9 protein-coding genes are annotated in these 13,796 nt (G+C 60.6%); 3 read left to right on the top strand and 6 right to left on the bottom strand.

Features of this window, described 5'->3' with window-relative positions; all coding sequences use genetic code 11:
- A partial coding sequence (locus tag P7A97_RS12090; RefSeq protein WP_277690197.1) for a retention module-containing protein occupies nucleotides 1–2,893 on the bottom strand: 2,893 nt, incomplete at its 3' end.
- A 457-nt stretch (nucleotides 2,894–3,350) separates the two neighbouring features.
- On the opposite strand from P7A97_RS12090, the gene P7A97_RS12085 reads away from it, so the two are divergent.
- The 3 genes from P7A97_RS12085 (at nucleotide 3,351) to P7A97_RS12075 (ending at nucleotide 8,292) form a co-directional block, all read left to right on the top strand.
- Nucleotides 3,351–4,706: a TolC family outer membrane protein gene (locus P7A97_RS12085; protein WP_277690196.1), complete on the top strand. Its 1,356-nt coding sequence runs from the start codon at nucleotides 3,351–3,353 to the stop codon at nucleotides 4,704–4,706.
- Nucleotides 4,707–4,770: 64 nt separating this feature from the next.
- Nucleotides 4,771–6,918: a type I secretion system permease/ATPase gene (locus P7A97_RS12080; protein ID WP_277690205.1), complete on the top strand. Its 2,148-nt coding sequence runs from the start codon at nucleotides 4,771–4,773 to the stop codon at nucleotides 6,916–6,918.
- Between the two features lie 15 nt (nucleotides 6,919–6,933).
- Nucleotides 6,934–8,292, top strand: coding sequence for an HlyD family type I secretion periplasmic adaptor subunit (locus P7A97_RS12075; protein ID WP_277690194.1), 1,359 nt, complete (start codon nucleotides 6,934–6,936; stop codon nucleotides 8,290–8,292).
- On the opposite strand, the gene P7A97_RS12070 is transcribed toward P7A97_RS12075, so the two are convergent.
- The 5 genes from P7A97_RS12070 to aceK form a co-directional block, all read right to left on the bottom strand.
- Nucleotides 8,258–8,527, bottom strand: coding sequence for a DUF2798 domain-containing protein (locus P7A97_RS12070; protein WP_277690193.1), 270 nt, complete (start codon nucleotides 8,525–8,527; stop codon nucleotides 8,258–8,260). The two genes, P7A97_RS12075 and P7A97_RS12070, sit on opposite strands and share 35 nt — an antisense overlap.
- The gene (locus P7A97_RS12065) at nucleotides 8,527–9,120 is read right to left on the bottom strand and encodes a flavodoxin family protein (RefSeq protein ID WP_277690192.1); all 594 of its coding nucleotides are present in this window, start codon (nucleotides 9,118–9,120) and stop codon (nucleotides 8,527–8,529) included. Before P7A97_RS12065 ends, P7A97_RS12070 begins: the two co-directional genes overlap by 1 nt.
- A 166-nt stretch (nucleotides 9,121–9,286) precedes the next feature.
- Nucleotides 9,287–9,883, bottom strand: coding sequence for a DTW domain-containing protein (locus tag P7A97_RS12060; protein ID WP_277690191.1), 597 nt, complete (start codon nucleotides 9,881–9,883; stop codon nucleotides 9,287–9,289).
- A gap of 52 nt (nucleotides 9,884–9,935) precedes the next feature.
- A complete protein-coding gene (locus P7A97_RS12055) occupies nucleotides 9,936–11,501 on the bottom strand; it encodes a PAS domain-containing methyl-accepting chemotaxis protein (protein ID WP_277690190.1) in 1,566 nt (521 codons plus the stop codon).
- A gap of 129 nt (nucleotides 11,502–11,630) precedes the next feature.
- Nucleotides 11,631–13,358 carry a bifunctional isocitrate dehydrogenase kinase/phosphatase gene (gene aceK / locus P7A97_RS12050; protein WP_277690189.1) on the bottom strand — a complete coding sequence of 576 codons (1,728 nt, stop codon included), beginning with the start codon at nucleotides 13,356–13,358 and terminating at the stop codon, nucleotides 11,631–11,633.
- Nucleotides 13,359–13,796: the final 438 nt, after the last annotated feature.

Below are 13,796 nucleotides of genomic sequence, written 5' to 3'. Positions count from 1 at the left end.
CCACGAACAACTTGATGTCTTGGGTTTTGAAACCAAAGCTGGTCACCGCCGGACCGTCATCTTCGAAGCCCAGCACAGAGCCCAGATCCAGGGTGCCGGACGTGGCCGAGTCACCATCCTTGTCGTATACCGTGACCTTGGCACCCACCAGACCGGCACTGATTTGCGCCAGGAAGTCGTGGTTGTTATTGACGTCGGTGTGCTTGATCGCCTTGTACTGCGTCAGGCTCAAGTCGCCTGTGCTGCCATCCATATGGATACGGAACACGGTGACGCCATTGGCGATACCAAGAATGTCGCCCGTGCCGGCCTCTTTCGACAGCATGATGTCGCCACCCGCGGTGGCATCCAGCCCCGAGTCCACATCGGTCGCACCCTGCGCCAGGGTCAGAGTCAGCTCGTACTTGGTCTTGCTGGTGTCTTGCAGGTCCTGACCGGCATCGACCACCAGGCTGAACAGGTTTGCGCCACTGATCGTGGCGTAGCCCAGTGCACCCACCGGTGCACCAACTGCCGTTTCATCGTTGTTGGTCGCCTGGCCTGCATCCTCATCCTTGACTGAACCGGTAGTGCCTACCGATTCATCCACGAACAACTTGATGTCTTGGGTTTTGAAACCAAAGCTGGTCACCGCCGGACCATCATCGTCAAAGCTAAAGACGCTGTCCTGAATAACTTCTTCACCATCCGAACTACGGCTAATCAGGTCAACCGTGGCCGAACGGGTCACCGTATCGCCATCGGCATCCTCGACCGTCACGCTGTACTGCAACTGTACGGCACCATTTTCAGCCAGCAGCAAGCTCACAGCTTCGTCGTGCAGGGCATTATTGCCATGCACCAGCGGCTCATACAGCGTCGTCTGCAATTGGTAGACCGGATTACCCGGTGTGCCCACATCAACAATCTCGATGGTAAATACCGTCTGACTGTCTTCATCCAAGCCACGCAGCAAGGTATCGCTAACGCGTTCCAGGGAGATCGAGCCACCATCAATCGCCATCAAGGTTGTGGCCAGTTCGCCACTGTCTGGAAAACCAGTAAAGCTGAAGCTACCAGTGGTAGAGCCGAGACCGTCCGAGCCATAGCTCGAGCTGGCGATGGCAAACAGACTAACCAGACCACCAGATACATTCGTGGTGACTTGACCAAGCCCCGGGCCGGCATCATCGGTGTTGCCATCACTGTCGATTTCGCCAACGGCTAGACGCTCCTCACCTTCGGTCTCATCCACATTGACCTGCAGAGCCAGCAGCTCTTCACGCGAAACGTCTGCACGAACCGCCAAGGTGGGGCCGTCATCGTCGAAGCTAAACGAGGAAGTTTCACCATTCGCCAACACAATCGATTGGGTCTGACTAACGGAGTCTCCATCGCCGTCTGTACGGGTCACGGCATACTGCAACGCAAGAGAACCGCCATCGGTAATCAGCAGGTTGACGGTTTCATCGAAAACGTCGTTGTTATTGCCGTGCTCCAGCGCCTCGAACAGCGTGGTCTGCACCTGATAGACCGGGGCATTCGGTGTGCCGGTATTGATGATCTCGATTGTCAGCACCGGATCGCCACCATTGGCATCGCGGCCGACCAGAATGCCACCCTCCAGGAACAGGGTGATGGCACCGCCAGCGGTCGAGCTGAGATTGGTCGCCAAGCCAGCCTGAGGCACACCGGCAAAGCTAAACACTCCTACCGTGCTTCCAGCGCCATCTGCACCGAAGCTGCCACCGATAGAAAATAGTGCCGCCAAACCACCCGCGACCGCTGTCGTGGCCTGTGCCAGAGCGCCCGGTACATCATCACTGCTGTAGCCATCGTCGGCATCGTTGGCGGCATAGCGGTCCGCGCCGCCAACAGTCTCATCCAGCTCTACCTGTAGGGCCTCGGCGGCAGCCTCTGCATTGACGGCCAGCGAAAGACTCGGGCCATCGTCATTGACCAACACATCCAGAGAGACCGTCGGCGAAACATCGCCATCCAGGTCAAACATGCGCACCAGGAAGCTCTCGCCGACCTGATCCCCAGCGCCGGTTGCGTTGGGGTTGCTGTGATTGAGGGTATTGCTGGTCAGGGTATAGACCCAGTTGCCGGCCGCATCGACGGTGAGGGTGCCGTAAAGCCCCTGCACCACGCCGCCACCGGTGACGTTGACCCACACGCCGTTGGCATCCTGAATCTCGATGGCAGAAACGCCATCAGGAGAGTTGATCACCAGGCTCCCGGACGCCTGCTCAGCATTGCTGCCAGGATTGTTTCCGTTCGCCAACCCCTCTTCATCGACAATGGCCGGGCCGGTCGTGATCGTGCCACTGGCATCCTCATACTCAACTTCAATTTCCGGGGTGAAATCAGGCAGTACGGGATCATCGAATACGATGGGTTCAGGGTCAGGAAAATTAGGCCCGGTGTTCAAGCCCGCAGTCGGAAAACCAATCACCGGGTCGAGAGCGCCCCCGACCTCACCCAGCAGTACGAAACTGTGCCCGCCGCCAACGCCGCCTGCACCACCCGCTCCGCCAGCGCCGGGCCCTGCAGCGGTTGCCTCACCCTCCAGCGTCGGGTCGACGCCTGCCTCAATGGCGGCCTGCAATTGCTCGATATCAGTAAGGTCGGATTCGGAAGGGGCAGGCGGCGCCTGATCCTGGGCGGATGCCGTATTGGAGGCATCGGTACCGGCAAGCATCTGCTCATTGAGGCCCATGCTGCTGTCGCGGCCCAACGTCAGCGTTTGACCATTGCTCAGGGCAATCGCAACTGCACCACTGGCACCGGTTACCAGTTGTTCACCTGCGTAGACGCGATCACCTTCAACCAGCGGCCGGCGCGTTCCATCGCCTGCTACCGCAAAGACCTCGCCGACAACCTGACTGACGACACCAATCAAAGTAGCCATGATTCCTTCCTCCGCACTACAACTGCCGACCACCGCCGACACGTTTCAAAAGGGCCAAACCACCTTTCGAACCGGGGATTACGTGCGAAGAAAACGCTGAGAAATTAGACGGCGCGATTACACACTTTTCAATGCGACAAAAAAGTGTCGCCCTTACAGCACCGAACAACTCAACCAGCTACATCCCCGCCCCTTATTCTCAAAATCTTGTTTGACCATCTGCACTAACTGCGAAATGGCTTAAAAAGCCCGTTTTTCGCGGCTTACAGAGAAAACAATGTGCCCGTTCTCACAGTCTGCATAAGACTTATTTCTCATAAACGTTGTGCCAATTTTTTCTTAGCTACGCTTATGGATGTTCTTAGCTGTGATGGTAAGAGTCCGCTCAGCCAACGCGGGCAAGAATCGCCATTTTTTTGGCGACAGGAACAGAGCATATAAATAAAGGAGAAATCCAATGCGCGCTCTAACACCGCTATGCAGCAGCATTCTGCTGGCCATTGCCTGCAGCCAGGCCCAGGCAATGACTCTGTCGGAAGCCATTCAAAGCACCATCGACAATCACCCCGAGCTACACGCCAGCATGAATGATCGCCTGTCCGCGGACGAGGACGTGAAAGTCGCCAAGGGTGGCTACCTGCCGACCGTCGATCTGCTGGCTGGCTATGGCCGTGAGCAGACAGACAGCCCCAGCACGCGCGCGCTCGGCGATCACAACAAGGAAACCCTGAATTATCGCGACGCCGAACTGCGTCTACGGCAGATGCTGTTCGACGGTTTCAACACACCCAACGAAGTCGCACGCACCAAATCAGTGGTCGACTCCCGCGCCTACTACGTGCAAGGCACCTCCGAAAGCCTTGCACTGCGCACCGTCGAGGTTTACCTGGACGTACTCAAACGCCGTGAAATGGTGGCCCTGGCCGAGAACAACCTGCAGGCACACCTGAGGGTCAATGACCAGATTGGCCTGCGCAGTGAACAGGGTGTGGGTAGCAACGCCGATCTTGACCAATCCAAAGCCCGTCTGGCCCTGGCCGAGAACAACCTCTACACGGAACAGGTCAACCTGGCCGATGCCGAGGCCAACTTCTTCAGTGCCACCGGGCGCATGCCCGATGAGTTGGAAACACCGGCCAGCATTAAAGGTGAAATCCCAGAGGATCTGGCTGCAGCACGCCAGGGGGTCATGGACAACAACCCCTACCTCAAGTCGGCTCAGGCCGACGTGTATGCCGCCGAGAAGCAATACGAAGTAGCCAAGGCCCCTTTCTACCCACGCTTCGACCTTGAGTTGGCGACCACCGCCGATGACAACGTCCAGGGCGATGAGGGGCACTACAACACCTGGCGCGCTGCGGTGGTGATGAACTACAACCTGTTCAACGGCATGCGTGACAAGGCCCGCCTGCAATCGGCAGCACACCAGATCAATCAGTCCATGGACATTCGCAACAATGCCCTGCGGGTACTCAACGAGAACCTGATGCTGGCTTGGAACGCGATGGAAAACGCCCGCAAGCAAACCGATAAGGCCCGCGACTACGCCGACTACAGCGCACGCTCGCGCGAGGCCTATCAGCAACAATTCGGCCTTGGCCAGCGCACCCTGCTCGACTTGTTGGACAGTGAAAACGAACTCTTCACCGCCAACCGCCGCTATGTCGAGGTGCGTTACACCGAGGAGTTCTCGATGTACCGCCTGCTGTCCGCAATGGGCAGCTTGCTGAGCAAGCAGAACATCGTGTTACCGGCCGAAGCTGTAGCCCTCACTGAAGTGAAGAGCGAGGCCCGCCTGCCGGAAATGAAGTAATCCCGGCGAAGAAGCTGCCCGGCCTACGCCGGGTAGCCTCTCAGGAGTCGTGCATTTGACTACCATGGAACGGAGACCGTCCGATGACCAGCGGCAGAGTCACGATGACCCCCTGCTCGATGGCCTATTGATACTCTGCACCCTGCATGACTGCCCTGCCAGCAGGGCCAGCCTCACGGCAGGGCTGCCGCTGCCAGAGCAGCGCTTAAGCCCGGATCTATTGCCTCGCGCTGCCGCGCGCGCCGGCCTGCAGGGGCGCATTCTGCGGCGCGAGCTGAGCGCTATCTCGCCTCTCAATCTGCCGGTATTGCTGCTATTGAAAGATGGTCGCAGCGCCGTATTGAGCAAGATGGGCGCGAAGAACCAGCTCTTGATTCTGCCCTGCGAGGCTGAAGGGGGCGAGCAGTGGGTCAGCCGCGAACACTTGGCAGAGGAATACAGCGGCCAGGCCTTTTTCGCCAAACCGCGCCATGAGCTGGAAGAAGTCAGAACCCCGCTAGTCCCCAGGGTCGAAGCCTGGTTCCGCGACACCCTGAAGCTGTCGCGCTGGCTGTATACCGATGCCGTACTCGCCAGCCTGCTGATCAACCTGCTAGGCCTGATGGTGCCGCTGTTCGTGATGCAGACCTACGATCGGGTGGTGCCCAATCAGGCCACTGCCACCCTCTGGGTGCTGGCCATCGGGCTGTTCATCGGCACTGGCTTCGAGCTGCTATTGAGGGTCTTGCGCGCTTACCTGCTGGATGTGGCCGGCAAGAAAACCGATGTAGTGCTGTCCGCCACGCTGTTCGAGCGCATCACCGGCATGTCGATGAAGGCGCGTCCGGCCACGGTCGGCGGCTTTGCCCAGAGCATCCATGACTTCCAGGGGCTACGTGAGTTTCTCACCGCGGTTACCCTGACCAGTCTGATCGACCTGCCCTTCTCGTTACTGATGATTCTGGTCATCGGCCTCCTCGGTGGCTGGCTGGTCGTCATTCCCCTGCTGGCGTTTCCTATCACCGCCATCTTTGCTCTGATCATCCAGGCCCGCCTGCGCGACACTGTGCAAAAAAGCCTGGCCCTTGGCGCAGAACGCCAAGCCCTGCTGATCGAAACCCTCGGCGGACTGGAAACCCTTAAAGCCTGCAGCGCCGAGAGCGAGCGCCAACACCGCTGGGAAAAGACCCACGGCGCCCTCACCCGCCTGGATAGCCACGCACGCTTTCTGGCCTCGCTGGCCACTAACGGCACCATGTTCTTTCAGCAGTTCGCCGGCATGGCCACCATAGTCGCAGGGGTCTACATCATCATTTCCGGTCAGCTCAGCGTTGGCGCGCTGGTGGCCTGCTACATGCTTGGCAGCCGTGTGCTCGCGCCTCTGGGGCAGATCGCCGGGCTGATCACCCGCTACCAGCAGGCGCGCCTGACCATGACCAGTACCGACGCCCTGATGACCCTGCCGCAGGAGCGCGACGCCAAGCAGCGTCCGCTGGAACGCACACGCCTCAAAGGCGCACTGGACATCCGGCAGATGAGCTTCAGCTACCCCGGCCAGAGCACACCGGCACTCAACAAGATCAGCCTGCACATCAAACCTGGGGAACGGGTTGGGATTATTGGCCGTAGCGGCTCAGGCAAGAGCAGCCTCGCACGCATGATCATGAACTTCTACGAACCCAGTGAAGGCCAGATCCTGCTCGACGGGCTCGACCTACGCCAACTCGATGTCGCCGACCTACGCCACCAGATCGGCTATGTAGCCCATGATCTTCCCCTGTTGGCCGGCAGCCTGCGCGACAACCTCACCCTGGGTGCTCGCTATGTCAGCGATGCGCGCATGCTCGAAGTGGCTGACCTTTGTGGCGTCTCTGATCTGGCCAGGCAGCATCCCCAGGGCTTCGACAGGCCTGTGGGGGAGCGCGGCCAGCTGCTCTCCGGAGGCCAGCGTCAGGCCGTACTGCTAGCCCGTGCCATGCTGCTGGACCCACCGATCCTATTGCTCGACGAGCCTACCAGCGCGATGGACAACTCCAGCGAAGATACCCTTCGCCTCAAGTTGCACAACTGGACGCAAGGCAAAACCCTGCTGCTCATTACCCATCGCAACTCGATGCTCAGCCTGGTCGACCGCCTGATTGTGCTGGACTACGGCCACGTGGTCGCCGACGGGCCTAAAGAGGCTGTCATCGATGCGTTGCGCAAGGGCCGCGTTGGCCCTGCGGCGGTCTAGCCGGGAGACGAAACCATGGATATGAGCCAGTCCCTGCGCGACTATTTTTCCAGCCTGGGCAAGCAGAAGCCGGACACGGAGTTCATGCCGGAAGTGGACGGCGTGATGCAGGAGGACTCTCCATGGCTGGCACGCGCCACCGTCTGGACAGTCTGCATCTGTCTGGTAGTGGCGCTGATCTGGGCCAAGTTCGCGGTGCTTGAAGAAGTCACCACTGGCGAAGGCAAGGCGATTCCCTCCAGCAAGGTGCAAGTCATCCAGAACCTGGAGGGCGGTATCGTCACCGAAATCTTCGTGCGTGAAGGCCAGGTAGTGAACAAGGGGGATGTGTTGCTGCGCCTGGATGCCACTCGGTTCATATCCAACAAAGGCGAAACCGAAGCTGACCGCCTGGCTCTGGAGGCCAGAGTCGCTCGCCTGAGCGCAGAGGCCGAAGGTATTCCGCTCTCACTTGCGCAGGAGCTGATCGAGCAGGCGCCGCAATTGGCTGAAGACGAAATGGCCTTGTACAGCTCACGCCAGCGGCGTCTGGAAAGCGAGCAGAACACCCTCAAGGAGCAACTGAGACAGAAGACCCAGGAGCTGGCCGAGTTTCGCGCCAAGGCCCAGCAGTACCGCTCCAGCCTCGGCCTGGTTCAGCAGGAACTGAACATGTCACAACCACTGGTAGAGTCCGGCGCCATCTCCGCGGTCGAAATCCTGCGCCTGCGCCGCAGCGCAGTGGAAATGCGTGGTTCGCTGGAGGCCACAAACCTGGCTATCCCCCGCGCTGAAGCGGCGATGCAGGAAATCGAGAGCAAACTCAACGAGTCTGCCCTGAACTTCCGCACCGAGGCGTTGAAAGAGCTCAACGAAGTTCGTACCGAGCTGAAAAAAATCACCTCCACGAGCGTAGCCATTCAAGACCGGGTCAGCCGCACCACCGTCGTCTCGCCCGTGAATGGAGTGATCAAACTGCTCAAGGTCAACACCATCGGCGGCGTGGTACAACCCGGCGACCCGATGGTCGAAGTTGTGCCGCTGGAAGACAACCTGCTGATCGAAGCCCGCGTGCGCCCTCAGGACATCGCCTTCCTGCATCCCGGGCAGAAGGCCATGGTCAAGTTCACCGCCTACGACTTCACCATCTACGGTGGGCTCAAGGCCAAGCTGGAACTGATCAGCGCCGACACCATCACGGATGAGGAAGGCAACAGCTTCTACCTGATCCAGGTACGTACCGATAAAAGCCATCTGGGCACTAGCGAACACCCACTCCTGATCATTCCGGGCATGGTGGCCACCGTGGACATCGTCACCGGCGAGAAGAGCGTGCTCGACTATCTGCTCAAGCCGGTGCTCAAGGCTCGCTCGGAGGCACTGCGCGAGCGTTAGCGGCAGCGTGCTCCTCGCAGGTCAGCAGACCGACTAGACGACGCGTCAGCGGGGCAACCAGCAACACAGTCGGAAACGCGAACAGCCATGCCGCCAGCCAGGCGCTCAACCAGGCCTCGACGAAGCCCGGCCCTGCGCCCAGTACGCGCAACGTGGACACGGCAGAGACCAGCAGCGACATGAGCCCGGAAAGAATCAGGGCAAACAGCAAAGGCGAGAATCTGGTAGGAATCATCACGCCACCTCCTCGCCTTTGTGGTCTGCGGTGTCTTGCATGCGCAGCAGCGTGTGCGCGAAGGTCGTACCAAACAGTTGGGCCGCCTTGATATCTCCCGGCACAAAAGCGTGGCCAGGCGAGGCTTTCTCGGCCTGCGCCATCAGCCCGGACCAGGAACCCAGGCGATTAGCCGCCTCGTCTTCGGGAATGCCATTGAGCTGCTCGGGGAGAATCGGGTTACCCACCCAGATCAGGCCATGCTGCATAGCGAAGACAAACAGCGACATCAAGGTGGACTGCTTGTCGCCGGATGCGAGTGACGAAACGCTGAAGCCAGCGGCCAGGCGTCCACGCAGACGCTGATGACGCCACAACGGCCCGGTGGCATCCATGAAAGCCTTGAACGGCGCGCTAACCCCACCGAAATAGGTGGGAGAGCCAAGAATGAAGCCGTCATATTCCAACAAGACATCCGTTTTTTTCAGCAGCGCCGGTGCATGCAGCAGGTCCCCCTGGATGGAGGGGATAGCGGCAATCCCCGCGAGAATCTGTTCGGCGATGAATTCGGTATGCCCATGGGCACTGTGGTAGATGATGGCGACTTTCTTCATGACGTGCACTCCAAGAATCTGATCCTATGAAAGCCTCTGAGAAGGCGTTTATTGAGGCTACAAATTCAAGTTGACTTGAGGTCAAGCAGATATTGCGGGCGTCACAGGTGAGCCGCTCCCATGGCGGCATCGAGCAGAAAAATACGGGAGCAGATACCGTAAGCCCTCAGCCGCCGTGGTTGCGCCGGAATATCTCCTCCCCCATCGCCGCAATCTGCCCTTCGATCAGCGCCTCGAAAGGTCGCAGTAGCGCGTCGTAGCACTGTGGCGCCTCCTGCAGTTCAAGGGCCGCGACTATCGCCTCGATGGTCGCCAACGCGCCTTCTCCCGGTGCCTTGCGCAACCGGTAGCGCGAGCCTGGGCCTGGCGGCAGGCTCACACAGGGCAGGCGGTTCAACAGTGGATTGAGATACAGCAGCTTGCGCGCCTTGCGCCAGGTGCCATCCGGCACGACCAGCAGCAAAGGCCTGTCGTCATCGTCAACGCGGCCGAGAGGCAGCGTCTGTGCATCATCGCCAGGAAAAAGCAGGCAGGCACGGTAGGCCGGATCGAGCCAACGTTCCAGCTCGGGAAAAGTCTCGCCGACTTCGAGCTGCGCATTCGCCAACCCCAAAGCAGCAAACCGCGCGGTATTGAGGGCATGCCCAACCTCGTCCGGGTGCTGCAGGATCAGCACCCGGCTACGGCTGGGCAGGCAGGGAATCAGGTGGCAAAGACAATGACTTTGCGGGCGTAAACAACGCTCGCAGCGAACACGGGGCATGGTGAAGAACCTCCGCCGCGCAGTGTGCCACAGGCGGCGGAGAATCTTGGCGCTAACGGTTGAAGCGCTCCGCCAGGCTATGCAGATAAGCCGCCATCTGCTCCAGCTCCTGGCTAATGCCCACACCTTGCTGGGCCTGGCCGGCGCTGTGGTCGGAGAGCTGGGCGATACGGGTGATCTGCCGGCTGATGTCCTCCGCCACATGGGCCTGCTGCTCGGAAGCCGCTGCCATCTGCTGACTCATGCCGGTGATACGGGTCACCGCCTGGCTGATGCCATCCAGCGCTTCGCGCACTTCCTCGACACTGCGCACGCTGTCGCGGGAAATCTCCTCGCCTTTGCTAGCGGTATTCACTGCCTTGTCCGCACCACTGCGCAGCGAGGCGATGATCTGGTGAATCTGCTCGGTGGACTCGCGCGTACGCCCCGCCAGAGCGCGTACCTCGTCCGCCACCACGGCGAAGCCGCGGCCCTGCTCGCCGGCACGCGCCGCTTCGATGGCAGCGTTGAGCGCCAGGAGGTTGGTCTGTTCGGCGATGGACGTGATGACGTCGGCAACGCTGCCAATGGACTGGGTCGAAGCAGCCAGCTCGTTCACCGCCTGACCGATCTCCTGCACTGCACCGGCCATCTGCTGCATGGCCTGCAGGCTGCCGCCGGCCAAGCTGCGACCTTGCTGGGCCAGGCGGTCCGCTTCCTCCGCAGCGTGAGAAGTGTTCTGCACGTTGTGCGCCACCTCCTGAATGGTGGCTGCCATCTGGTTGATGGCGGTGGCCGATTGATCCGTCTCGCTGCGCTGTTGCTCCAGCATCTCGGCGCCGGAGCGGGATATCTCTGCCGATTGCGCGGCACGCTTGCGTACGTTTTCGCCCGCATCCTCCAATCGGGTCAGCGCCGTCTGCAGGCGCGCCTCCTCGCTGATCATGGCCATGTCCAGCAGGGCCTGGGCACCACGGTTGTCACTGTAGGTCAGGGCGACCAGAGCACTGGTGAAGGCCTTGGGGTGCTCGGCCAGAGTTTTACGAATCAGCTGGCGCTTGCTGTACAGCTGGAAGGAACCCAGGGCAAACATGCTCAGCACGATCAGGGCCGCCAGCGGCCAACCACTGAGCGTGAAGGCCCCCGCCAAGATGATCAGCGTGGCGAGCATCACAGGCCATGAACGCACCAGGTCATAGGTCCAGTACTCGACCTTCGAAACCGGCGGCTTACCGGCTCGCAGCCGTGCATAGAGCGCCTCGGCACGGCGTTTCTGCGCCTCGCTGGGCACCGAGCGTACCGACTCGTAGCCGGCCAGCTTGCCGTTCTCGTAGATGGGCGTGACATAGGCACTGACCCAGTAGTGATCGCCATTCTTGCAACGGTTCTTGACGATACCCATCCAGGGTTTGCCCTGCTTGATGGTCTCCCACATATGGCCGAATACACCCGGCGGCATATCGGGATGGCGAACCAGGTTGTGTGGCTCGCCCACCAGTTCCTCACGCGAGAAACCGCTGATGGCCACGAAGGCATCGTTGACGTAGGTGATCTTGCTATTGAGGTCGGTGGTGGAAATCAGGCGCTCGGCATCGGTAAAGGTGCGCTCGCGCTGAGTAACAGGCAGGTTCTGACGCATGGCTGACCATCCCTGGAAGAGTGGTGGCGATGAGTGACACAACTACAGTTATTAGGGTCTAGCACATGCGTACCGATACAGCACAAGGCCATCACAGAATAACCTGCAAAAAATAGGGCCTTGCGTACCTCAGGCGATGCGGTCGGCCTTGCGTCGATAAGGGAAAACGTCAATGACCTTACCCGCCCGTATCGCCTCCTGCAGGCTCTTCCAGTAATCGGCGTCGTAGAGTTCGCCATGCAGCGTGCTGAACAGGCGGCGCTGGCTGAGATCGACGAACAGAAAGCGCGGGAACTCCTCGGGAAACACATCATTCGGCCCCACCGAGTACCAGGGCTCGCTGGACATCTCGTCCTCCTCGTAACGCGGCGGCGGGATATGGCGGAAGTTCACCTCGGTGAGAAAGCTGATCTCGTCGTAGTCGTAGAACACCACGCGCCCGTGCCGCGTGACGCCGAAGTTCTTCAGCAGCATGTCGCCGGGGAAGATGTTGGCCGCCGCCAGCTGTTTGATGGCCAGGCCGTAGTCCTCCAGCGCGTCCCTGATCTGCGCCTCATTGGCGTGCTCCAGGTAGATATTCAGCGGCGTCATGCGCCGCTCGGTCCAGCAGTGGCGGATCAGCACGGTATTGCCGTTCTCGATCTCCACGGTGGAGGGCGCCACCTCCAGCAGCTCGGCCAGGCACTCAGGGTCGAACTTGGCCAACGGGAAACGGAAGTCGGCAAACTCCTGGGTATCGGCCATGCGCCCGACCCGGTCGACGCTTTTCACCAGGCGGTACTTCTCGATCACCGTATTGCGGTCGACGTTCTTCGATGGCGAGAAGCGATCCTTGATGATCTTGAATACGGTATTGAAGCCCGGCAGGGTGAACACGCTCATGACCATGCCACGCACGCCGGGCGCCATGATGAAGCGGTCGTCGGTGTTGGCCAGGTGGTTGATCAGCGCACGGTAGAACTCCGATTTGCCGTGCTTGTAGAAGCCGATCGAGGTGTACAGCTCGGCGATGTGCTTGCCCGGCAGAATGCGCTTGAGAAAACCGATGAACTCCGCCGGGATATCCACCCGCACCATGAAGTAGGAGCGGGTGAAGGAGAAAATGATCGACACCTCCGACTCGTCGGTGATCAGGGTATCGATCTGGATGCCCTGCCCTTCACGGTGCAGCAACGGGAACACCAGCGGCCACTGCTCGTCCGGGGTGTAGATGCGCCCTACCAGATAGGCGCCCTTGTTGCGGTACAGGGTCGAAGCGAACAGCTCGATGGTCAGCGCCCGATCCTTGCACACCCAGTCCGGCAGATTGGCGCGCAGCTGCTGCTCCAGGCTATCCAGATCGCGTTGCAGGTCCTCGAAGCCGACGCCATAACTGTAATCGCTGAAGATCTGCCGCAGCGCCTGCTGCAGGTCGCCACGCGGGTGGTAGATACGCGTCTGTGGTGTACGCTCCTGAGCCCGCAGCGAAGGCCGGGTCGTGTGAATGAACATGCAGCCATCGCTGATCTGGTCATGGCTGAACAGGCTGCAGAAGATCGAGTTGTACCAGGTCTCGGCCAGCTCATCGTCGTCACGCAGGTTGATCAGGCTGATGTAGGCGCTCTTGGCCAGCGGCCACAGATCGATGTCCAGCAACTGCTCGACGGCAAAGCCCTGGCGCAGGCGCTCGCCACATTCGGCGACCTTCTCCTCGTAGAGATTGATGCGCGCCGCCGAGGCTGCCTGGGCCTCCTGCCACAGCGCCTGCTCGAAGCGCGCCCGGGCACCGTTGGTGATCTCGCGAAAATGCGTGCGGTAGTCGTCGAACCCCTCAAGGATCATCCGCGCGATATCGGCGGCCGGCCGTTGCTGCGACATGGGAAAGCCTCTGCTGCGTGTACGGAACCCGAGCTTAGCCAGCGACGCGGCAGAGGGGAAGCCGCCCACCGGTCGTCCGCATCAGGCGCTGGGAATGATCGGCTCGGCATCGACCAACAGCTGCGCCGGCTGGTCGAGCTGCAGGCGCCACCTGCACATGCCCCCAGAACGCCTCGATCAGCGCACACCTGTGCCGGGCTGCAGCCCGAGATGCGCGATGCAGGCACGGCGGCAGCCAGGCGAAACGCCATGCGCCCTGACCAGCCAGGCTCCTGCCGTTACGGTCAGCCCCCTTCGAGCCTGATCGTCGTCCTGCTGTGTGCGGTGGTCGGGCACTTGGTCCAAAGCCTATCCCGCCACGACGGAAGCCTCAGCGCGGGGCAAGGACGCGAATCATGCACCGTTTTGGCTCCGATACCGTGCCCCCGGCAGGCCAGC

It is taken from the genome of Pseudomonas sp. GOM6 (assembly GCF_029537485.1).
Lineage (GTDB): Bacteria > Pseudomonadota > Gammaproteobacteria > Pseudomonadales > Pseudomonadaceae > Aquipseudomonas.
The sequence above is the reverse complement of the archived record's forward strand: the minus strand, read 5'-3'. Positions and strand labels throughout refer to the sequence as shown.